Origin of the sequence: Thioalkalivibrio nitratireducens DSM 14787 (assembly GCF_000321415.2) — a bacterium.
In the GTDB taxonomy this organism is placed as follows: Bacteria; Pseudomonadota; Gammaproteobacteria; order Ectothiorhodospirales; family Ectothiorhodospiraceae; genus Thioalkalivibrio; species Thioalkalivibrio nitratireducens.
The window spans coordinates 1,077,058-1,097,194 of the sequence record NC_019902.2 but is presented as its reverse complement, the minus strand read 5'-3'; the positions used below and the strand labels follow the sequence as shown (position 1 = coordinate 1,097,194).

Annotated in this window: 28 protein-coding genes and 4 pseudogenes; 9 read left to right on the top strand and 23 right to left on the bottom strand. The window is 61.9% G+C overall.

What is annotated here, in order from left to right:
• Positions 1 to 45 precede the first annotated feature (45 nt).
• Positions 46 to 291 carry a LapA family protein gene (locus tag TVNIR_RS05385; protein WP_015257970.1) on the top strand — a complete coding sequence of 82 codons (246 nt, stop codon included), beginning with the start codon at positions 46 to 48 and terminating at the stop codon, positions 289 to 291.
• Positions 292 to 323: 32 nt separating this feature from the next.
• Here the strand turns inward: TVNIR_RS05385 and TVNIR_RS05380 are convergent, their stop codons facing one another.
• The 5 genes and pseudogenes from TVNIR_RS05380 to TVNIR_RS18860 all read right to left on the bottom strand — a co-directional run bounded on the left by TVNIR_RS05380 (position 324) and on the right by TVNIR_RS18860 (position 2,874).
• Complete coding sequence (locus TVNIR_RS05380) at positions 324 to 1,280, bottom strand: type I restriction-modification enzyme R subunit C-terminal domain-containing protein (protein WP_015257969.1); 957 nt, start codon at positions 1,278 to 1,280, stop codon at positions 324 to 326.
• A gap of 534 nt (positions 1,281 to 1,814) precedes the next feature.
• A complete protein-coding gene (locus TVNIR_RS05375) occupies positions 1,815 to 2,039 on the bottom strand; it encodes an addiction module protein (protein WP_043739403.1) in 225 nt (74 codons plus the stop codon).
• A gap of 44 nt (positions 2,040 to 2,083) precedes the next feature.
• Positions 2,084 to 2,326, bottom strand: coding sequence for an addiction module antidote protein (locus TVNIR_RS18870; RefSeq protein WP_211263151.1), 243 nt, complete (start codon positions 2,324 to 2,326; stop codon positions 2,084 to 2,086).
• Positions 2,327 to 2,476: 150 nt separating this feature from the next.
• Positions 2,477 to 2,596: pseudogene (locus TVNIR_RS20500) on the bottom strand (helix-turn-helix domain-containing transcriptional regulator); the annotation flags it as partial.
• Between the two features lie 8 nt (positions 2,597 to 2,604).
• Positions 2,605 to 2,874 carry a type II toxin-antitoxin system RelE/ParE family toxin gene (locus tag TVNIR_RS18860; protein ID WP_083499367.1) on the bottom strand — a complete coding sequence of 90 codons (270 nt, stop codon included), beginning with the start codon at positions 2,872 to 2,874 and terminating at the stop codon, positions 2,605 to 2,607.
• A 21-nt stretch (positions 2,875 to 2,895) separates the two neighbouring features.
• Between TVNIR_RS18860 and TVNIR_RS05370 the strand changes: the two genes are divergently transcribed.
• Positions 2,896 to 3,327 (top strand): hypothetical protein, encoded by a 432-nt coding sequence (locus TVNIR_RS05370; RefSeq protein ID WP_052316617.1) that lies wholly within the window; start codon positions 2,896 to 2,898, stop codon positions 3,325 to 3,327.
• A gap of 75 nt (positions 3,328 to 3,402) precedes the next feature.
• Here TVNIR_RS05370 and TVNIR_RS05365 read toward each other — a convergent pair whose 3' ends face one another.
• The 6 genes from TVNIR_RS05365 to TVNIR_RS05340 form a co-directional block, all read right to left on the bottom strand.
• On the bottom strand, positions 3,403 to 3,666 hold the full coding sequence (locus TVNIR_RS05365; protein WP_015257968.1) for a Txe/YoeB family addiction module toxin: 264 nt from the start codon (positions 3,664 to 3,666) through the stop codon (positions 3,403 to 3,405).
• On the bottom strand, positions 3,663 to 3,905 hold the full coding sequence (locus TVNIR_RS05360; RefSeq protein ID WP_015257967.1) for a type II toxin-antitoxin system Phd/YefM family antitoxin: 243 nt from the start codon (positions 3,903 to 3,905) through the stop codon (positions 3,663 to 3,665). The genes TVNIR_RS05365 and TVNIR_RS05360 overlap by 4 nt, the downstream gene beginning before the upstream one ends.
• Before the next feature lie 204 nt (positions 3,906 to 4,109).
• A complete protein-coding gene (locus tag TVNIR_RS05355) occupies positions 4,110 to 4,670 on the bottom strand; it encodes a Uma2 family endonuclease (protein ID WP_043739400.1) in 561 nt (186 codons plus the stop codon).
• A gap of 202 nt (positions 4,671 to 4,872) precedes the next feature.
• The gene (locus tag TVNIR_RS05350; RefSeq protein WP_015257965.1) at positions 4,873 to 5,247 is read right to left on the bottom strand and encodes a type II toxin-antitoxin system VapC family toxin; all 375 of its coding nucleotides are present in this window, start codon (positions 5,245 to 5,247) and stop codon (positions 4,873 to 4,875) included.
• Positions 5,244 to 5,468: a type II toxin-antitoxin system Phd/YefM family antitoxin gene (locus TVNIR_RS05345; protein ID WP_237251756.1), complete on the bottom strand. Its 225-nt coding sequence runs from the start codon at positions 5,466 to 5,468 to the stop codon at positions 5,244 to 5,246. Before TVNIR_RS05345 ends, TVNIR_RS05350 begins: the two co-directional genes overlap by 4 nt.
• Positions 5,469 to 5,714: 246 nt before the next feature.
• Positions 5,715 to 5,939: a HepT-like ribonuclease domain-containing protein gene (locus TVNIR_RS05340; protein ID WP_211263150.1), complete on the bottom strand. Its 225-nt coding sequence runs from the start codon at positions 5,937 to 5,939 to the stop codon at positions 5,715 to 5,717.
• An 89-nt stretch (positions 5,940 to 6,028) separates the two neighbouring features.
• Between TVNIR_RS05340 and TVNIR_RS05335 the strand changes: the two genes are divergently transcribed.
• Both TVNIR_RS05335 and TVNIR_RS05330 read left to right on the top strand, forming a co-directional pair.
• The gene (locus TVNIR_RS05335) at positions 6,029 to 6,298 is read left to right on the top strand and encodes an antitoxin (RefSeq protein ID WP_015257962.1); all 270 of its coding nucleotides are present in this window, start codon (positions 6,029 to 6,031) and stop codon (positions 6,296 to 6,298) included.
• Entirely contained in the window at positions 6,295 to 6,711 is a 417-nt protein-coding gene (locus tag TVNIR_RS05330) for a PIN domain-containing protein (RefSeq protein ID WP_043739396.1), read from the top strand. Before TVNIR_RS05335 ends, TVNIR_RS05330 begins: the two co-directional genes overlap by 4 nt.
• A 42-nt stretch (positions 6,712 to 6,753) precedes the next feature.
• Here the strand turns inward: TVNIR_RS05330 and TVNIR_RS05325 are convergent, their stop codons facing one another.
• The gene (locus TVNIR_RS05325) at positions 6,754 to 7,410 is read right to left on the bottom strand and encodes a 3'-5' exonuclease (protein WP_237251755.1); all 657 of its coding nucleotides are present in this window, start codon (positions 7,408 to 7,410) and stop codon (positions 6,754 to 6,756) included.
• Between the two features lie 90 nt (positions 7,411 to 7,500).
• On the opposite strand from TVNIR_RS05325, the gene TVNIR_RS05320 reads away from it, so the two are divergent.
• The 3 genes and pseudogenes from TVNIR_RS05320 to TVNIR_RS20160 form a co-directional block, all read left to right on the top strand.
• Positions 7,501 to 7,860 carry an MbcA/ParS/Xre antitoxin family protein gene (locus TVNIR_RS05320; RefSeq protein WP_006748086.1) on the top strand — a complete coding sequence of 120 codons (360 nt, stop codon included), beginning with the start codon at positions 7,501 to 7,503 and terminating at the stop codon, positions 7,858 to 7,860.
• 1 nt (position 7,861) lies between these two features.
• Entirely contained in the window at positions 7,862 to 8,608 is a 747-nt protein-coding gene (locus tag TVNIR_RS05315; RefSeq protein WP_015257960.1) for an RES family NAD+ phosphorylase, read from the top strand.
• Positions 8,609 to 8,698: 90 nt separating this feature from the next.
• Positions 8,699 to 8,875 (top strand): annotated as a pseudogene (locus TVNIR_RS20160) (transposase); the annotation flags it as partial.
• A gap of 140 nt (positions 8,876 to 9,015) precedes the next feature.
• On the opposite strand, the gene TVNIR_RS18855 reads toward TVNIR_RS20160, so the two are convergent.
• From TVNIR_RS18855 to TVNIR_RS05300, 3 genes are all read right to left on the bottom strand, one after another.
• A complete protein-coding gene (locus TVNIR_RS18855) occupies positions 9,016 to 9,255 on the bottom strand; it encodes a hypothetical protein (RefSeq protein ID WP_083499366.1) in 240 nt (79 codons plus the stop codon).
• Entirely contained in the window at positions 9,252 to 9,449 is a 198-nt protein-coding gene (locus TVNIR_RS18850) for a type II toxin-antitoxin system HicA family toxin (protein ID WP_083499365.1), read from the bottom strand. Before TVNIR_RS18850 ends, TVNIR_RS18855 begins: the two co-directional genes overlap by 4 nt.
• A 264-nt stretch (positions 9,450 to 9,713) precedes the next feature.
• Positions 9,714 to 10,454: a hypothetical protein gene (locus tag TVNIR_RS05300; protein WP_015257958.1), complete on the bottom strand. Its 741-nt coding sequence runs from the start codon at positions 10,452 to 10,454 to the stop codon at positions 9,714 to 9,716.
• 238 nt (positions 10,455 to 10,692) lie between these two features.
• Between TVNIR_RS05300 and TVNIR_RS05295 the strand changes: the two genes are divergently transcribed.
• On the top strand, positions 10,693 to 11,703 hold the full coding sequence (locus TVNIR_RS05295) for an NAD-dependent epimerase/dehydratase family protein (RefSeq protein WP_211263149.1): 1,011 nt from the start codon (positions 10,693 to 10,695) through the stop codon (positions 11,701 to 11,703).
• Positions 11,704 to 11,786: 83 nt separating this feature from the next.
• Positions 11,787 to 12,638 (top strand): hypothetical protein, encoded by an 852-nt coding sequence (locus TVNIR_RS05290; protein ID WP_015257956.1) that lies wholly within the window; start codon positions 11,787 to 11,789, stop codon positions 12,636 to 12,638.
• Between the two features lie 468 nt (positions 12,639 to 13,106).
• On the opposite strand, the gene TVNIR_RS05285 is transcribed toward TVNIR_RS05290, so the two are convergent.
• From TVNIR_RS05285 to TVNIR_RS18835, 8 genes and pseudogenes are all read right to left on the bottom strand, one after another.
• Positions 13,107 to 14,435, bottom strand: a complete 1,329-nt coding sequence (locus TVNIR_RS05285) for a sensor domain-containing diguanylate cyclase (RefSeq protein WP_083499363.1) — start codon at positions 14,433 to 14,435, stop codon at positions 13,107 to 13,109.
• Positions 14,436 to 14,711: 276 nt separating this feature from the next.
• Positions 14,712 to 15,260 (bottom strand): annotated as a pseudogene (locus TVNIR_RS05280) (transposase); the annotation flags it as partial.
• A 5-nt stretch (positions 15,261 to 15,265) separates the two neighbouring features.
• On the bottom strand, positions 15,266 to 16,219 hold the full coding sequence (locus tag TVNIR_RS05275) for an IS1595-like element ISTni3 family transposase (RefSeq protein ID WP_015257952.1): 954 nt from the start codon (positions 16,217 to 16,219) through the stop codon (positions 15,266 to 15,268).
• Between the two features lie 88 nt (positions 16,220 to 16,307).
• Positions 16,308 to 17,270: pseudogene (locus TVNIR_RS18845) on the bottom strand (ISNCY-like element ISTni4 family transposase); the annotation flags it as partial.
• Between the two features lie 245 nt (positions 17,271 to 17,515).
• A complete protein-coding gene (locus tag TVNIR_RS18840; RefSeq protein WP_083499362.1) occupies positions 17,516 to 17,770 on the bottom strand; it encodes a type II toxin-antitoxin system RelE family toxin in 255 nt (84 codons plus the stop codon).
• Positions 17,757 to 17,990, bottom strand: coding sequence for a hypothetical protein (locus TVNIR_RS05265; protein WP_058933121.1), 234 nt, complete (start codon positions 17,988 to 17,990; stop codon positions 17,757 to 17,759). The genes TVNIR_RS18840 and TVNIR_RS05265 overlap by 14 nt, the downstream gene beginning before the upstream one ends.
• 214 nt (positions 17,991 to 18,204) lie before the next feature.
• Complete coding sequence (locus TVNIR_RS05260) at positions 18,205 to 18,582, bottom strand: bleomycin resistance protein (protein WP_043739386.1); 378 nt, start codon at positions 18,580 to 18,582, stop codon at positions 18,205 to 18,207.
• Positions 18,583 to 18,767: 185 nt separating this feature from the next.
• Entirely contained in the window at positions 18,768 to 20,135 is a 1,368-nt protein-coding gene (locus tag TVNIR_RS18835; protein ID WP_015257950.1) for an ISKra4-like element ISTni1 family transposase, read from the bottom strand.
• Positions 20,136 to 20,137: the final 2 nt, after the last annotated feature.

Sequence of the window (20,137 nt, the reverse complement as noted above, 5' to 3'; positions counted from 1 at the left end):
CGCACAATCACACGGGTCTAAACAATGGACAGGAGGAAGAACATCATGCGCTACATCTACATCGCCCTCATCATCCTTCTCACGGTCGTGGTGCTGGTATTCACCTTCCAGAACCTGGGCGCCGTGACCGTCCAGTTTCTGACCCTGCGCCTCACGCTGCCCCTCTCTGCCCTGATCATCCTCGTCTATTTTCTGGGCTTGGTCACGGGTGGTGCGGTCGTATCCCTGGTACGGTCCTGGATCCGCGGTTCGTCCGGAAAGGCGTCCGACCAGGCCAGCAAATCACAATAACGCGACCACCGCGGCGCCTCTGTGAATACCGCTCAGCCTGCGGTGTCCCGTATCCGGGGCTCCAGCGACGCCAGGGTCTGAAACACGGCATCGATCACGTTCTCCCTGCCCGCGAACAGTTCGTCCGGGCCGCCCGCGTGCAGGCTGCTGAACGGCGGCTCGTAGAGCGCGGAGGCGTCCATCACGCCGCGCGCGGTGAGCTGGTCGATCACCATCTCGACGAAGCGGATCTGCTGCGGCGTGAGGCTGCGGTCGTTCAGGAACCGGGAGAACGCCGCCTGGGCTGCCGTGCGGTCCAGGCCGACCAGACCGCGCACGAAATGGGCGAGCGACGGCGACTCGCTGCGGGCCAGCAGAGCCGAGAGCAGCGTCTCCCCGTCCTCCTCGCCGATCTCGACCAGCGTCGTTTCGAGCCCCTTCAGGTCCATTGCGGTCAGCGGCTGATTGGTCCGCAGGCGGCGGATCACGAGGTGATCCAGATGCTGGCGCAGGTAATCGTTGACCTTCTTCTCGTATTGCGCGCCGGTCATCTTCGGGATGGAAACCGCCTCCCCGTCCCGCACGCCCAGCACTTCGTCCTTGAAGTCGGTATAGACGATCGTGCGACTCTTCTTGTCGAGAAACGGAACCAGCCCGCGCAGGCGCAGGCGCAGCTCCTCCAGCCCTGCAAGCGAAATGCCTTCCCAGAACGCGCTTTCCTGCAAACCGGCAAGGTATTCGAGCTGGGCCGCGACCGCCGGAATCGTGGCCTTCTCCTCCAGCAGCATCGCGATCTCGACCACCCGCTTGCGGTGCGGCTCGAACGCGTTCTCGTCCGCCTCGACCAGCGCCAGTTGCATCCGTAGCGCGGTCAGATCGAACAGCCGCGACTCGATGTCGTCGGTCGCGATCTCCGACGGCAGGCCCGCGACCTCGCGCTGCAGCGTCTCGCGATCGGTTTCGCTCAGTCGCAGCGGGCCCAGTGCCGCGAGTGGCCCCTGGATCGGCAATCGCCACGGCCACCCGCTTGGCCCGCTTCTGCCGTCGCGCCGGCAGCACGATCCGCTGCTGTTCCTCCAGGGTGTCGAGCAAGACCCTGCACTCGACCGTCTTCGGCTTGCCGTTGGCGCGCAGCCACCCCAGCAGCTCACAGGCGGTGGCGGCTCGTTCCGTGCGGCTGAGCTGGGGATAGCGGGCGACCAGCCCCCGGATCAGATCCAGTTGCGGTTCCTCGACGACGTCGCAGCAAAAGCGCGGCAGGGGTGCGGACTGGGGCATCGCGTTTCCCGTGGGCGGTTGTCTCCAGCGCCACCCTACTCAACACCGCCGCAGATGTTCAGCGCCCGAACTCGGCTGGGACAAACGCGTAATGCTCCCCCGGATATCACCGTCAAGCACTGGACAGGCCTTTGGATACGATACAGCCCTCTGAACTGCGGAATACACCTCCACAGAAAGATCGTATCCGAGGCCAAGCTCGATCTCTTCATAGTAGCCGACAGCCTCACGAAGTTCGCGCTCAGCTTCAGGGTGAAAACGGAAGCTCATTGAGATTGCTCGCCCCAGATTTTCGCAAACACCTCTTCTCCGGGGACCGTCTCCACATCACCGGAACGAAACTCCTGTAGTCGCTCCTGCGCCACCGAAGCCCATTTTTTATCGATCCTGGATTCGGGCGGGTTGAGACTGCGCAGAAGCGAATCGACCACTAGCGCACGCTCTTCCACTGGGAGAGCCTCTGCTTCATCAATAAGGTCTTTGATCCTCATAGGCCACCTCTCACACTAGTTTTGTTACTGCCGAACGCCAGCGCTCAACCGCGCGAGGTACGAGCGTCGGATGGAGCGCCTTGTTGGGCATGATTTGGGATATGCACCGCTTCCGCATGCAGCTTCAGGCCCAGCGCTGCCATGACCTTTAGGATTGTATCGAACCCTGGAGTTCGTTCCCCAGAAAGCGCCTTGTATAGGCTTTCACGTGATACACCTGCATCGCGTGCCACTTGCGACATACCTCTCGCACGGGCAATATCACCAAGAGCCTTCCTGATTGGCAACGAGAGTCAGCCAGGATCACTCTCTGAGCCACCATCGGCCATACGTTGAGGCTACGCTTTGAGCGGAGGGTGACAGCATGGCAATAAAAGTCCCACTGCCCGAGCAGTCCCTGCGGTTGGCTGACTCTCGTTGCTAATCAGGAGAGCCTTTGCTATAAATGCGGCGTCACCTTCTGCCTCTTCCAAACAGGCCTCTAGATATGCCGCCATTTCTTCAGGCGTACGTAGATGCTCAGCAACATCGTAACGGGACGTAACTGTCTTTTTCATGGACTATCCTACAGATTGCGGGCAAGGCGTAGAGCGGTCTTGATGTCTCTTGACTGGGTCCTCTTATCACCGCCAGCCAACAGGATCACCAACTCACGCCCTTGCTGTTTGTAGTACACCCGGTAACCGGGGCCATAGTTGATTCGCAACTCAGAGACTCCTTCACCTACTTCCGCGGCGTCTCCAGGATTCCCTGCTGCCAAGCGCTCGACTCTCGCCAAAACTCGGGCACGAGCGCGCACAGCCGGTGCGGCGCCATGTGGCTGCGATTTTTCCATCGGCTCACAGGAGGTTGGCTCATGGCGACGGGAAGTCGCGGCGACGCGGAGCGTCGTTTCTGGGACCGTTGCCAAAATCTGCGTATCAAGCAAGGCGTTATGCCCACCGCAGTACGCTGGCACATACAGCGTGCGGAGCAGTTCATTCTGTCGGTTTCCGGACGACGCCTGGCCAATCTGTTTCGACAGGATATGGACAGTTACCCCGGTCGCCTGGGGCAGGATTCGGGGCTGCAACCCCAGCAGTTCCGGCAGGCTCTCGACGCTATACGGAATCTGCATAGCATCGTCGGCACAGAATGGGCCATAGATGTCGACTGGGCGTTCTGGCGCGATTCTGCCAGGACACTGGAAGAGCAGCACGCGACCACGGCACGGCAGCGCGCCCCGGGAATTCCGGGGAGCGTACACCGATATCGCTTTCTCTCACCAATTGATGCGCTCCCCAATTGATGCGATCCGGCTCGACTGAACACGAGTCGTCCCGGCCATCGCTCAGGCAATGGGTGTAGTGTTTCCGACAATGCATCATTCGTAGTGGCTCCAGAGCCGGAGGACTTTCACTACACGCTGCTCCTCGAGCACTTGGTACACCAGACGATGCTGGATATTGATCCTGCGTGAACAGGCTCCTGCAAGATCACCGACGAGCCTCTGGAACGGAGGCGGCTTTCGGTACGGGTCTTCCGCGATCAGCGCCAGTAATTCCTGGGCTTTCGGCTTCAGGCCGCTGGCGGCGAGTTTCTTGGCGTCCTTCTGGGCTTGCCTGGTGTAGACCAACTTCCATGTCACCAATCCAGTTCCTCATCGCATTGTTCAACCGGGGTATCCATGCCCTCGCGGATCGACTCGCGCATGGCAGGCACGGACAACAGGAACAGCGCCTCCTGAATGGCCGCCCAATCTTCCTCAGCCACCAATACCGCCGTGTTTCGTTTGCCAGTGATGACGATCGGCTGGTGGAACTCGGCGGCTTCGTCGATCAGCCGATACAGGTTACTGCGTGCTTCAGTGGCGGTAATTCCGGGCATGGCGCATCTCGATGCAGGTTCAATGGTCCAACAGGGTACGCTTTTCCGTACGTACGTCAAAACGAACGCTTACGGTGGGGCTCCGCGTACCCGGCCAACCGTTCTGCGCGATCCGGCGATCGAACTGATGTCCGTGACCGCGTAGGTACGTAGGTGGGTGACCAAGGTTCGGCACTGCACTCCGGGCATAGCCGCTCGCGCTGCTCAATCGATGTTTTCGTACACTGCCTCGATGGGCACATCGAGTCCGACACTGTCCAGCCGGAGCCTCTCTCCGGGCCGGACAGGGTAGAGCACCCAGCGGCCGTCCGGATCGGGGCGAAAGATCTCGATGCCCATCTCGTCGGGGTCGACGAGCACATATTCGCGCAGGCTTTCGATCTGCCGGTAACAGGCGAACTTACGGCCGATATCGAAGCTCGCCGTCGCCGGGGACAGAACCTCGACGATGAGACTGGGGTGGCGCTTCACCCGCCGATCTTCCGCATCCTCGGGGGCGCAGGTCACCATCACGTCGGGGTAGAAAGCGGCGTCCGCGGCCTCGACGCGAACCTGCACATCCGCCATGAACACCCGGCAGGGCTTGCCGTGCAGGTGCTGGCGCAGGAGGAGAGTCAGATTGATGGCTACCGTGTTATGCCGGTCGGTGCCACCGGTCATGGCGAACACCTCGCCTTCCAGGAACTCGTGACGACCTTCCTGCGTCTCTTCCCAGCGCAGGAATTCTTCGTGGGTCATCGGGATCCGGGGCGCCGCCTCAGCCATCTTTCCGTCCTCGCTCGCCTGGAACTGCAGTATCCCGCCAGCTATTGCCGGGGATCAATAGCCCTGGATTCCGGGGACAGTATGCTTACAGAATGTTCTCTCGCCGACTGTTGCTCTTTGGCACCGGCCATGCGAGCAGCCTCGACTGACCACGCATCACCCCGGCCATCGCACACGCAATCGCACTGTCCCCGGAACGGCGCTATGGCCGCTGCAGTGGGATGCCGTAATCGCTCCAGCGCCGGTCCGACGAGACCGCTACCAGCGCCTCGATACGTGCCTGCGCGATCATCAGCCGGTCGAACGGATCTGCATGAATACCGGGAAGCCTTGGCGTCTCGGTGACATGGGCATCATTGATCGCGAGCAGTGTCGCGCCTGCGCCAAGGCTCTCGTCACGAAAGCTGGCCGGATCGACAGCGAGCTTGCCTAGCCGGTGTTTGATCGCCACTTCCCAAATGCTTGCCACGGACACCACGCAGGGGTTTGCCCCCATGAGATCGCGCGTCTCCTGCCGCAAGCGCGAATCGCCCAGCAGCCACCACAAGATGATCCGGGTATCCAGCAGCAGCTTCACGGGAGGCCGAAGAGCCTGCCGACCTCTTCATCGACCTGCTCGCCAAACGCGGCATCGACATCGATGTGACGGTCTGCCCAGACCCCCCAGCGCTGCAACCCCGGAGCTGCCGCGCAGGAAACCAGCCGCACCTGGGCCTCACCGTGACTGGCGATGATAACCTCCTCACCCGCGACAGCCGCCTTTACCAGTTTCGAGAGCTGGTTCTTTGCTTCAAGCATATTGACTTGCACGGCCAGTCCTCCGCACCCAAGCTTGGAAGACTTGTCATCATGGCCAATCTGGCCAACCTGACCAAGGCATCCCCGCGGAAGCGTCCAGCCCCGGAGAGAGCAGCGTGGCATCCGACGTGGAACGTTCGTAGCGCCCGAGTATCCCTTGGCAACCCCAGAGTGGGAATGGCGGATGACGACCTTCAGCCCTACACGTCCTTCATGGTTCGGGGTGGCCGCTCGCGAGCATGACCGTTAGCCGAGTAGGCCGATAATCCGGCCGATGTCACGACGCAGGGGCGGAATCTTGGTCTGGACAATGTCCCAAACGATCTGATAGTCGATACCGAAGTAGCCGTGAATGAGGCGGTCCCGCAGCCGAGCAATCGGCCCCCACTCCACCTCGGGATGCTGTTCACGAAACTCGGCCGGCAGCTCCTTGCCTCTGGTCCGCACGACGACCGAAGGGGAAATACGCACGGTGCGACTCGGCTTCGTCTGGAGGGATGCAGCGCAGTCAACGCGAGTATATACTGCCATATATATTCTCCGCTTACGGGAAAATCGCCATGACTGAAACCCGACGTGTCAAGCTGTTCAAGAATGGTGCGAGTCAGGCTGTCCGCTTGCCGGCTGAGTTTCGTTTCGAGAACGAGGAGATTTACGCCACCAGGGACGATGCGTCTGGCGACGTCGTGCTGTCCACCCGGCCAGGGGCCAGGATCTGGGCTGAGTTTTTTGCACTGATACGGACCGTTGATATCCCGGACGACTTCATGGCAGAGCGTCCAATGAACATCGTTCCCCATGAACGCGACCTCTTTCAGGACGAAGCATGACCAGCGTTTTGCACATGCTCCATACGGATACGACGAGCTACATCATCAAGGGGCATTCGCCGGTCCTCGAGTCGAGACTCGCCGAAATACCGCCCGATCGGGTATGCATATCCGCCGTCACACGCACTGAGCTGATGTACGGCCTCAAGCGATTGGCACCCGCTCATCGGCTGCATCTGGCGGTGGGCCAGTTTCTCAAGATCGTGCGCGTACCTGCCTGGGGCGCTGACGCGGCGGACTACTACGCAGATATCCGATACCAGTTGACCCGATCGGGCCAGCCGATTGGTGAAATGGACATGATGATCGCTGCCCACGCGCTCGCTGTCGGCGCTGTATTGGTGAGCAACAACACCAGGCATTTCGAGCGCATCGACGCACCATTGGTGTTAACCAACTGGTTGCACGGGTAATACCCTTGGCGTCGCGGTTCAAGGCGACGGCAAGTCCGTGGTTCAACGCGCTTGCGTGTGCTCTGCACCGGCGCTGGCGTCTTGCCCATCACCGAGTACCCGGCTGAATCCGCCGGCGCCGGAGCTGGTCATCACCAGGTATCGTTTGGCCCGTGTCATGCCCACGTACAGCAGCCGGGCGGATTGCTGACGCCCCTCGTCACCGGCGTCCAGTTCTCCGATACCGATCACGATCACGCGCTCGAATTCCAGGCCCTTGCTGCTGTGCAGCGTCATCAGTGCAACGCTGTCGGCCTCGCTGTCGTACGCCTTCTTGCGCGCGCTGTCGCACAGCCATTGATGCGGTATGCCGTCGTGCTGCAGCCGGCGGGCGAGTCGTTCGCCCTGGGCATACCTGTTGTACAGAACCGCGACCTCCTGAAGGTTTACGCCGTTGGCCTGCCATTTGCGGAGGCACGCGGCGGCAAAGTCGAGTTCTTCGGCAAAATCGCCTTTGAAGATCGCGAGGTGGTCGGGCAGCAGGATTTCCCGGCTATCCTCCGGTCCTGCATTGGCGAACTGCTGGTGGGTGATGTTGGAGAGCACGGTGCCCCAGCCGTAGGGCTTCACCAGTTTGCCCTGATAGGGGCCGGCGTGATGACAGAGACTCGGGTCGCGGCAAGTTTGTCGCGGATCGTGGTTCGCGTGGTCGATGTGCAAGCGCAACGGCCGACGATGGTTTCTTGATGTGCATAAAGCACGTTTCTCCGTACAATGTGCACTATAGACACCCTGCCGAAGGAGATGCCGATGGGTAGTGTTACGGCTCTGGCTCCTCAGCGCGCGGAGGTCCTGCGCGAGGCGCTGGTCAATGCCGGCAAGGCATTGGGCCTGACCCAGGCGGAACTGGGCGCGGTGATCGGGCGCGGGCGCACGGACATCAGCAGGGGCAACGTCGATCCGGACAGCAAGCCGGGAGAACTGGCGTTGCTGCTGATCCGCTGCTATCGCGCCCTGTACGTGCTGACCGGAGGGGACGCCGGTGCGATGAAGCACTGGATGCACACGCCCAACCACCACACCGGGGGCGTGCCGGCCGAGCAGATCCGCTCGGTGCAGGGCCTGGTGGGCGTGCTCGAATACCTCGACGCGATCCGGGGCAAGATCTGAGATGCCCGATTGGGCGGCACGCATCGAAGCCGCACCCCGGGTGGCCCTGAAAGGAGAAGTCCTGCGCCTCGTCGAGAGCCAGGAGCAGGTCGCCACCAATCAACTGGTGTCCTCGCTGGAACGCCAGGCGGTGTTGGAAGAGATGCTGGAATCGACCAAACCGCCGCTGCGTCCGGGCACCGAGCGGCTGCATTACCTGCTGGCGACGCCGTTTCGCTATCCGCCGCTACGCCATGGCTCGCGCTTCGGTCGGCGCCATGAACCGAGCCTGTTCTACGGGGCGCTGGGCGAACGCACGGTACTGGCGGAAGCCGCCTACTACCGGTTCGTCTTCTGGTACGGGATGGCCACCCCGCCGCTGCGCAAGCTCGACACCCAGCACACGCTGTTTGCCGCCCGGTACCAGGGGCGTGACGGCATCCTGCTCCATCAGCCTCCGTTCGAGGACAGCACCCCCCTGCTCCGCCATCCCGCCGACTACAGCGCCACCCAGGCATTGGGCACCGCGATGCGCGAGGCCGGCATCGACCTGTTCGAGTACCGCTCGGCGCGGGATACGGAGGCGGGCCTCAACCTTGCGCTCTACCATCCGCGCCCGTTCACTCGAAAGACACCCACCCGGCAGGATGCCTGGCTCTGCCAGTTGACCGCCGAGCACGTGCGCTTCCGGAAAACCGGCGACGGTACGCTGCAGGATTTCGCGCTCGAGCAGTTCCTGCACTGCGGCCGCCTGCCGCTGCCGGCATGAGCGACCGGAAAGCTTCTCGAGCAGCCCGCCACCAAGGTAAATCCGGTGCCCGTCACGCCACCGGGCGACGGACTTCTTCCTCCAGACGGCACCCTCTCGGGCGCCGCATTCCTCTGGCACCTCCTGCGCCATGTCCTCCCCAAGGGCTTCCGGCGGGCAAGGAACTACGGCTTCCTGCATCCCAACCGCAAACGTCTGATCCACCTGCTGCAGGTGCTGCTCAGGTTGCGCCCCGTGCCGATGCCGGCGCCCGTGCGTGCGCGCCCGTGACACGTTGACCATCGGCAGCGACACCCGCCCGCCGAAAAGCTGTTTTCAGATCTCTGCCACCCACCCCAGAAACCGGGCTTGTCCAACAAACGGCTCAGATCGTCGCTCGCTTGGCTCACACGATCTAGTTTTATTCGTTAAGCGATGTGCTGCAAGGTATTGGCAAGATCGCGGCCAGCGGTAGGAGGAGGAAGGGGTTTTCCTTCTTGCTGATAGAGCTCGATGGCTTCATCTACGATCTTGCAGAGCTCCGCAAAAACTTGCTTTTCGTCAGGGCCGTGGCAACCCCCATAGAGCAGACCTGGGGCGCTACCCACAAAGCATTGATCCTCCTCGGACCACTCGACAATTTTGGCGTAAAGGGCACTTTCCTTCATTTCTGAGCCTCCTGGACCGCCTTCTCAACGGCCCTTATCTGGTATTTCTTGGCATCGTCTCCGAGTTTGCCAGAAATCGTCACAGGCTTCGACACGTTTGGATGGACGAAATTCCGGTGGCTCCCCTTGCCTCCACGATCTTCGAAGCCCGCTTGTTTAAGCGACTTAATCAGGTCTCTGACTTTTGGTGGCACGACGTCTCCCCAGCTGATTCATTCAATCGCACAACGACCAAGATCACCGGCGGCAATGGAGCGCAGCGGAATTGCCGTCCAGTGCAGCGCCTTGTGTACGCCCGACATGGGCATGAACTGATGGGGTGAAAGTCCCCTGTAGGAGCACCTGTAGTGTCCGAAGTACGGACGAATGTAACTACTAGACGACGGCAAGGGCAAACCCGTGAGGGGATGTCTGAAGGAAGTCCGAGCGCAAAGGTTCCGGTCAACAAAATGGGTGCCTTACAGCTTCGTGCGGATGCCGAGCACGTCGGGGAACTGCTGCGCCATCTTCACCAGAAAGGCGTTGAGGACTAGGGTGTGCAGGGCGAAGCCGTCGCGCACCGGCAGGTCGGTTTCCTCCGGCCCCAGGCTGTGTTCGGCCTGCGGGAACCGGCTGTACTCCTGGATGCTGGCGATGCGGCTGTGCAACGGCGTGCCGTCGGCGGTGCGCGAGGGCATGTGACAGTCCTGGCAGGACTGCGCGTCCGCGTCCGCGCCGTGCGGCAGCTCGCCGTCGGGCGTCTCGCCGGTGCGGTAGGCGCTGAAGGCCCACTCCGGATAGGTGGTCTGCTCGTAGGTATAGCCGATGATCTGTCCGGCCTGGAGGATCGGCAAGTGCACCGTGTGGCAGCTGCCACAGACCTCGGAGCTGGTGATGCTGGCGTGGTGCTCGGGCGTGTTGCCCAGCGCGTTCTCCATCGGCTTCACCCGCGGATCCTCGAAAGGCCCGATCAGGCGGTCGGGCGCGCCGACCGGGAAGCTGCCGGTGAAGGTGCGTGCGAAGCCGCTGTTGTGCGGGTTCAGCAGGGCCTGGCGCTCCTCGACGCAGGTGTTCTGAGGCTCCGCCAGCAGGCCGGCGGAATCGGGTCCCAGCGCCATGCGGTGGCAGGAGGTGCAGGAGATGCCGTCGCGCGCCAACATGCCGTAGTCGGCCAGCGGTGCGCTGGGGTTGCCGTCGGGCCAGGGCACGGCGTCGACCATGGTGCGGGTGACGTCCTGTGACAGTTCGCTCGGTAGATCAGGAAACCTTTCGTTTTTGTGCTACCCCCACATCAAATCACGCGGTCTCGCTCCGACGCGGACCTGAGGAATGCGTCTCGTCCGGATTCCGATTCGACCCAGCTGTGCGATACCCTGGCCAGACCAGGAGCAGGACGCTGACACCAGTAGGGCAATCGAGGGGTTCGCTGTCAATGGGTACGGGACCGTGCGTGTTCTGGTGACTGGGAGCACCGGCTTCATCGGGTCGCATTGCGTGGCGGAGCTCTTGGGACGTGGCCACGCGGTGCGGCTGCTGGTGCGCAACCCGGCCCGCGTCGCAAGGTCGTCGGCTCCGTTGCAGAAGGAGACACCGGCGTACAGCGTCGGTGACGTGTCGGACCGCGCTTCGGTCGAACGTGCCATGGCGGGCTGCGATGCGGTCCTTCATGCGGCCGCCGTCTATTCGCTTGATGTGCGTGACGCTGACGCCATGCGCCGGATCAATGCAGTCGGCACCCTGAACGTGCTGAACGCGGCCGGGGACCGCGGTCTGGATCCCATCATCCATGTGTCGAGTCATGTGACCTTGTCCCCGACGCACGACGGGTTGCTCACCGCGAATGCTGCGGTCGCGTCACCCTTGGGGGCGTATTCCGCATCCAAGGCGGACGCCGAGCGGGCGGCGCGAAGCTTGCAGGAACGGGGCCTTCCCGTCGTGATCGGCTATCCCGGAGCGGTGTTCGGTCCGCACGATATGCGACTGGGGGAAAGTACCCGATTCCTTTGTGACGTGCTCGCCGGTCGAATGCCGGTGATTCCACGCGGCGGCATTTGCATCGTGGATGTGCGTGATCTCGCGGCGGCCTTCGCTGCCATGCTGGAGGCTCGGCAAGGTCCCAGGCGCTACCTGCTCGGTGGCATTCAGGTATCTTTGGCCGGTCTGGTCGATCTCGTCGCGGAGGTTACCGGCAGGAGGATCCGCCGATGGGTTCTGCCGCCATGGGCCCTTCGTCCGGGTGTTCGGCTGGCTGGCCACCTGCAGCGCCTCCTCCCCGTCAGGCTACCTCTGAGCGAGGAGGGATTCGACACCGTCGTCCGGAATGCGCGGCCCGATGATAGCGCAGCCGCCTGCGACCTCGGATTCTCGCCACGGGATCTCCATGACACCCTTGCCGACACCTGCCACTGGGCGTACTGTCGCGGATGGATCTCGCGACACCGCGTGGGGCGGCTTGCGACAACACGTTAGCGATCCCTATGTGTTGCGATATGTCATATGCGATCTGCTTGGAACGCAGATGCAACAATCCTCTGATCGTTCAGGAGGGCGTGATGTCCCGACACGAGCCGGTTTCCCGATATCCTGGGGAGGACAAGGTTCTCCCGGAAACCCGAGCAGTATCCGCCATCATCATCCCGTTTCTGCTGGCGGCTTTTGTCATTCTCTTTCTCAGATCCGACGAGACCGAGCGCCTTTTTGCATGGCCGATCGGGCCCCAGATGAATGCCATGATGCTCGGGGCGACCTACCTCGCGGGCGTGCTCTATTTCACGGCCGCGCTTTTCGCCCGTCGCTGGCAGCAGATCAAGTTCGGCTTGATCCCGGTGGCTTCATTTGCCGCGTTGATGGGTGTCGCGACCATTTTGCATTGGCCCGCATTCAATCACAGTCATCCGACCACCTGGATATGGGTCGTTCTGTATGCCACGACGCCGTTCCTGGTGGTCGGGATCTGGATACGGAACACGCGCAGCGCGCGCCTGGGTCCGCCGCAGCCGGATGATCATACCTTACCGCCACCCGTTCGACTCCTCGTGGGCATTGTGGGGCTCGTCGGAGTGCTGGCCAGTTTGCTTCTGTTCGTTACACCGACCCTGATGATGGAGATCTGGCCCTGGCGTTTGAGTCCCCTGACCGCCCGTGTCCTGGCCGCACAGTTCGTGGTGTTCAGCCTGTTCGCGCTTGCGGCCTACCTGGATCCCCGCTGGCAATCCCTGCGCTACGTCCTGCGTGCTGAGTTGGCTGCGCCTCTGCTGTTCCTCGTAGCCATGGTGGCCTCATGGGACGACTTCGATACCGGCAATCCGCTCACCTGGGTCATTGCGTTCCATGTGGTGATCGTCTTCTCTATCGGCGTCCCTGCGATGTACCTCTACATGGAGGCGCGAGGCAAGAGGAAGTGAGTGGTTTCCCCGACGCCTGCCGAACTCGCTTTGATCGATAGAGCGCCCACGGCGCAAGCGCATCTAGCGAGTCTCGGGGCGGCCCCGCGGATCCCCGGCCCTGACGGCCGGGCCCGCGCAGGCGCGCCGGTACCAGACCTGGACGATTGCAACGCGAGACCTGACCCCATGCCTCGCAGGAATCGGGCCATCTCGTTGCATTAAGTGGGAGAGCAGTGAATGAGTGGCTGCCACGCCAAGGGCTGATCAGCGTCCGCGATCTGTGGATCAAGGCCCATGGTTACGCTTGATCTCCCCGTGTGCTCCTTTCTCATGAACCGCCCGGTGCGGGCCCGCATGCCGGGTGGTGTGCGGAGGGCGGGTTAAAGACCCGCCCTTACCCAATTGCACCTTGCTCTTCCCGCAGGAAGTTGGTGAAACGATTCCGATACATGTCCGATCACGGATGGTAAAATTTCACTTTTCCAGCTATTGCCGTGATACTAAGCTCTCACAGTCTTCTATATCTCCCTTCGGACGCACTCTGTTCCGCCCTTCAGATTTAGCCGCATACAAACACCGATCAGCGCGCCCAAGCAGATCTTCCGGACTCGAGTCGTGATCACGAATGGTCGCGATGCCAATACTTACCGTGACCTGAAATTGAGCTTCTGGACCACCAAATGCATGGGAGGCCACAGCCTGGCACAATCGCTCGGCCAGTTGGCGAGCCGGGCCCAAACCAGTCTCCGGCAAGACTATGACGAACTCTTCGCCACCCAGTCGCGCAAAATCGTCACTAACCCGAATTTCTGGAGCTACAATCTGCACGAACTCCTTGATCACTGCATCCCCAGTTGCGTGACCATAGCGGTCATTGATCTGTTTGAAGTGGTCCAGATCCATGATTAACACGCTAAGTAAATGATCCAGTCGCCGCGCCCCACCGAACTCTTTTTCCAGGGCCTCCATTATCGCTCGCCGATTGGCGATTCCCGTGAGCGCATCGGTCTTCGACATGCGCCGCAACTCTTCGGTCATGCGATGCAGTTCCGTCACATCACGGTAAAACCAGATACGCCCCCAATAGTCGCCTTCAGGACCGTGCAATCCGCGAGAGTGCCGTTCCAGGACTCTACCATCCTTCATGTCGATACGAACCCCGTGCTCCTCCTTATCCAGGTCCACGTACAGCTCCATTACCTTTTCAACGAATCCCGCAGGATCTTGTAGTTGATCGACAACAGCCTGCAGTGCCGCATCCTTGTCACGGGCATTCATAATTTCCTCGGGTATATCCCATATCTCCAGAAAACGGCGATTCCATGTCTTGATCCTGTTACTGGCATCTACTACTACTATGCCGTCCAGTGATTCATCCAGATAGGCGCTCATCACGGTGGATTGATAGCGCGCTTCCAGTTCCAAGTTCACCTGGGCACTGATCTCGTTAGCCGTGCCAAGTAGTCGGATAACGTTTCCCGCTTCATCAAAAAAAGGTACCAGACTCGTCTGCCAGAAAGTCTTGCCAATGGGAAGGTCCAGTGACTCGCGATAAGCAGTGACGACCTTGCTCTCGACACAGCCGCGATACCTGGATTTTACATCGACTGCCATCTCGGGCGAGAGCAACTCATCGATACTACGCCCGGCCACCACACTGTGTTTCATCCCGGTAAGCTGTTCGTGACGAGCATTGATAGCGGCCAGACGGAACTCACCGGCCGAGGCCACATCAATCACAAAAGCCGCGACACCAAGGTAATCCAGCATTTGGCGCAGTTCATCAGGTTTCCGATTTTTACCGATGTCCTTCATCTCAACCCATACTCAGGTTCGCTGAACGCCATATTACTCTCATTCTGTGGTGTAACGCCCGCAGCACGCGCGGCTTTGTAGTGTAGTGCCAGCACGGAAACCCTGCTAATTTTAAAATTGCTGGACCGCCGCAAATCCACGGGCGGCCGGAGTGCTCAGGAATCGCCAGGCTGAGGTTTGTGTTGGGCACCTGGATGAGAGTCGCTCGCAACGGGGGCGATTCGCGGGCACAGGAAGCCCTGGGTGTGGCCAGCCCTGTGCGATGTTCGGCGTCGATCAAGCCGCTTTGCGGTAGGGGCCACGTCGTCGTTTCTCCGCGTCCCGCTCCTGGCGCCGCAGGATGGCACCGAGGTGCTGGATGTTACGGGCCAGCACCGCCAGGCCCACGTACCGACGAAAGCCGTCGATCCCGTGATCCCGGCAGCGGTCCAGGCCGTGCACCTCCAGCGCGTTGATCGCCGACTCGACCGCGGCATGCTGCCGGCGCAAGGTCGCGAACTCGGGATCCCGCTCCCGTTCCGCTTCTTCCTGGGTGCACCGCCCCTTCTTCGGCAACACCACGGTCCCGACGATCTGGCGTAGCTCGGTCTGGTTGCTCGGGCTGTGGAACCCCTTGTCCATGCTCACCGCGCGCACCAGCGGGAAGCGGTCCCGGGTCTCCTGGACCATGGGCACCGCGACCGCATCGTCGGTGCAGCGTTCCATCACCCGGTGGTGCAGGATGAACCCGTCCGCCTCGACCATCACGCATACGCGCAGGCCCAGCTCCACCGGGACCCCCGCCTTGCCCTTGCTGATCCACTCCGTGTGCGGCTCAAACAGGGACCTGATTAGCAACGAGAGTCAGCCAGCCGCAGGGACTGCGCGGGCAGCGGCCTGCAGTGCGCCGCGGCAACCAGGAGGCGTCCCGGCAATGCGGCCAGATCAAAGCGCCGGTTGAACCGGTAGGCGAAAGCCGCGAGGTAGCGGGGGGCATACTTGGAGAACGCAAAGGCATGGTAACTCCCGCTCAGGCTGGTCTTCAGGTTGCCGAGCACTGTGTTGACCCAGTGGAATTCGGGCAGGTCCTTGGGTTTGCGCCCGGCCACGACCGTCGGTTGGTGCCGGCAACCGGCCATCGTGACCGCGTTGAAACACGCGAGACCATCGGAGTGGACCGTGCTGCCCGGGGTCAGATACGCGCGGGCCCACTCGGTGATGGCCTGGAAGCTGAACCCCGCCACCGGCGTCAGCTTGACCCGCAGGGGACGGCCCGCGTCGGTCAGCGACACCGCCGCCACGAACGGAACCTTGTTCTCCGAGCCTCGCCCGGCCTTGCCACCGGTCCGCTCACCTCCCAGGTAGGCGTCGTCCAGTTGCACGGTGCCGCTGAGCGTGTAGCGCTCTTCCCGCTCGGTCATCGCCTGCATCAGCTTGTGCTTCAGCGCCCAGGCGGTGGGGTAGCTGACGCCCAAGTGCCGTTCCAGCGCCAACGACGCGATCCCGGTCTTAGCCTGGCTGACCAGGTAGATGGCCAGAAACCATGTGGTCAGCGGCAGCTTCGTCCCCTGCATCACGGTGCTGGCGATCAGCGAGGCCTGATGCCGGCAGGCATTGCACTGAAACACCTTGCGCGGGCTGCTGCGCAGGACACAGTGCGCGTCACCGCCGCAGCGCGGACAGCGAAAGCCATCCGGCCAGCGGACCCGCTCCAGCGCCGCTTCGCACTGGGCCTCCGTCCCGTACTGCGCAAGGAACTCCGGCATCGACATCCCAGCCTGAAACTGGATCCGATTCTGTGCCATGGTGCCACCCTCCGCTCGACGTGTAGCCTCAGCGTACGCCCGGTGGTGGCTCACAGAGTGATCCTGGCGGACTCTCGTTGCTAATCAGGAACAGGGAAAACACCTTCTCCTCATGCGGGATGCGTTCGCCCTCCAGGATACGCCGGCGGATCTGGTCGATCTGGCGCCGGGCATGGTCGCTGAACACCGCAATCTCCTGCAGCAGCACGAAATTGGCGGGATCGACCGCGGCCACGCCCGCACCGGTCGCGGCTGAGCGCTGCAGGTGCAGCTCCGCCGCCGCCAGGTAGTCCCGGCACGCCTGCGCGATCGCCTCGGTCCGCGCCTGCTGCCGCTCCGGATCCTGCGAGGTCGAATGCCGCAGGCGCGTCAGCCGGCGGTAGGCGCGCTTGAACTGCCGCTGGTGGTAGGCATGCTGGCGCCACTCGGTCCGAGCGTTCGCCGCGGCCAACTCAGCACTCAGCCCAATCACCTTGCGAATCGCGTCCAGCAGCAGGTTGGTGTCGGTCGGGTAGTGGACATCGGTCTCCACCACGAACGAGTCACAGCGCCCGACGAGACCGTCCGCCAGGCTTTTTTTTAGCGCCCGGTGCCCGGCCCGTACCACCACCTGGTTGATCCGGTCCAGCACCTCGGGGGTGAACCGGCTCAGGTTGTCGCGCACCGTCTGCAAGCCGTACGACGTGTCGTCGTCCCAGCCACTGTGCCCGAGAAACTGCCGAATCGTCCGGTGCTCATTCGCCAGTTCCCGGATCCGGTCGTAATCGGCATTCAAGCCCAGGCGCAACACCCCGAGCACCAGCAGGTTCCACTGCGACATCCCCGGCCGGCCGTTCTCGACGTCGACCTTCTCGGGGCCCGTCTCGGTGCTGCGCTCGGGTACCAGCTCCTCCAGAATGGCGAAAACCTCCGCACGCACCTCCGGGGTCGTGTAGAGGTGCTGCAGTCCGCGCAGGATCTGGGGAATGTCATCGCGGGATCGGGGATCCAGTTCAATTCCGCCGATCGGGAGTTCTCCCAACTGCATTTGCGGTTCGATCACCTTGCGCATCGTGCTTTCATCCGGGGAAGATCGTGTTGGAAACCGAAGCGGGAACAGGCCACCGCCCCCGTCGTCGCGACCCGGCGCACCGGGACCCATTGCCGATCAGCATGTTACCGTCTCCACACCGCAGCGCAAGGCGCTACCTCCGGCTCCCGCTTCACGCCGCGACAATCGTCCACCCCATTGATTTTGCACGTTTTATTGGCTTCTCGTGCAGGCACTATATAACGGTACACTGGAATACGGAAACTTCAGTAGACATGCTTTCGATGGCCAACCTTCACAACCGTTACGACAAGAAGCTCATCTTCCACTTCATATATGATTCGGTACGCACCCTGTCTGATTCGGTACCGCTCTTGTCCTGAAAGCTTTTCACTGCCGACAGGGCGGGGATTTTCCTGCAGCCCCTCTATGCGCTGAAGAATGCGGGCAACATCTTTGTTTGGGATTGAACGAAGGTCTTTAGAGACAGATTTCTTGAATACAAGCTTATAGTTTGCCATGAGCCTTCAAATCGTCCAGCAAAGCCTCATAGCTCATGGTTGGCTCAGAACCCCGTTCCTCGAACGCCGCCAAATCTTCCTGATCCTCAGCCAATGCCGCACGAACAGCATCGTTGACGATATCTGATAACGATCGATGCGTATGCGCAGCTTTCAGCCGCAGCGCCGCGTGTAACTGAGGGTCAAAATAAACCGTAGAACGCTTCGATGTCTCGCTCATGGCAGTCTCCACATATGCTGACATCTTAGCACTGTAGCGTCATAACGCCACGGCGTCAAGGCTTGCCCGGCTAACTTTCATGCCCTCGGCCGCGAGGCACCCCGAAGGATGAAACTACGATTATGAATCAGAGAGATACGATTCTCGGGCAGCGTATTTTCACGCTAACGCAGAGGTGAGCCGCGGGCATCCGGCCATCGGCTCCACCGACGTGTTAGCTTATTTTCTCTTCGATGTCCTGCCCGAACCGCAAGCGGTTTCCATCAGGATCCTCAAGCTGTATCTCCCTCATGCCCCAAGGCTGGCTCACCGGCCCCTGCCCGAGAGTCACTCCGCGCGCCTGAAGCTCCTGCGCTAGCGCGTCCACATCCTCCGCATGAATATAGACGAACGCCCCAGCGCTGCTCTCTGGATGCTCGGTGAGGAAGAAGGTGACCGACCCACGGCTAATGGAGACAAACAACGGAAACCCTGGTTCGAACTGGTGCTGCCAGTTCTTCTGGAAGCCGAGTTTGTTGCAATAGAACTCACAGCTTCGCTCCGCATTGGAGATATGCAGCACTGGAACACTACCGAGCAGGTCCGTTGTCATAGTGCCTCTCCCTGAAAGCTCCGCCGTAGGGACACCGGTTACCCGGCGCCCCCGGCACAGTCCCGGACGTGCAGTTTTCCCGCATCCGGTTCCTCGGGCGTACTCGCTTTCGCGACGGACGATCCCTTACGTAAAGGCCACATGCGCGCGCTGTCTCTCCGTGGGGGAGCATTACGCTTTTGTCCCTAAAATTCTGACCTTCTGCGACCGATATTTCTGGAACACCCGGTCGAAAGTGCCGTTGTACAGCGCGCAGCGCAGGCGCAGCATGCCGTTGCCGTTTGCCACCAGGCACCGGAGCGCTTCAGCCGGGCGTGGCTGATGAACTTGTTGGCCGATTCGATCGCGCCGCTGCCGATCGGCAGGCCTTCGGCCTTGCAGGCGTCGTAGTCGATGCGCTGGCGGTGGTTCTGCAGGTAGGTGATGAGCTTGTCGATCTCGGCTCGGGCGAACGCATCGGCCTGGAGCCGTTGCAGGCCCCAGATCACCGCGTCGACCTGATTCGCGGCCAGCCGCGCCAGGGTGGCTTCCACCCATTCGATGGCCCGGGCGCAGTTCCCGTAGTGGGCATCGGCCACTTTGTGGACGTGTTCCGCGCAGTGGTAGTAGTCGAGGACCGGCCGGCCTTCGGGGAAGCAGGTCTCGAGCGTGTTCCAGACCCAGGCCGCGCCGTCGCCCAGCAAGGCGATGCGCACCTGGTCCTGCGGGATGCGGGCGGCGATCTGCTGGAGATCCTGTTTCATGGCTTCGGCATCCTGGATCTGGTGCCAACTGGCCAGCGGAACGATACGGCCGTCTTCCGGCGCCAGGTAGAGGCGCACGCCTTTGACCTCGCGCCATTTGCCCGGCCCGCGTTTAGTGTTGCGCTTGGCCCGGGACCGCGTCGGGGCATGGGCGCCGTCCAGCGCCACGACCAGCACCGGCCGGTCGTCGGGATCCTTCTTCGCCTGCGCGATGCGTCGGCGGATTTCCTGGCGATCGGGAATCACGGTTTCCAGGTCGGCGAGCTGCACCACCTGCTCGACCCGCTGATGCGCATGGCGGTTGCTGACCGGCACGCCGGTCAGATCGCTGACCAGCTCCGCCGCGCGTTCGTAGGGCATCTCGGTGGCCAGCTTGAGGACCTTTTCCTCGACGTCGTACTGGTGAAAGGCGCGGCTGAGTTCCATCGCCTGATCCAGCGGGTGAAAGCCGACCCGGCAATCGGTGCAGTAGAAGTAGCCGCGTTCCAGGTCGACCGGCCCCTGCAGGGTGTTGCAGCGCTTGGGATCCCGGCGCTTGCGCCGGATCGTTTTGCCGCAGCACGGACAGGGGGCCTGGCGCTGGTCCTGGAGATGGGCGTAGAGCGCATCGGCCAGCGATTGCAGCACGCCACCGAGCAGCTGCGGGCGGGTGCGGGTGAAATGCTGGCTCAGCTCCAGCAGCGTGGGCGGCTTTTCCTGTTCGAACAGGGGCCGCATCTGCTCCAGCCATTGATCGAGTTGTTCATGAGCCATGCGGCGGACCTCCTCCAGCGGGTCGAACTCCAGCACCCGTGCGGCAGCGCAGCCCATCG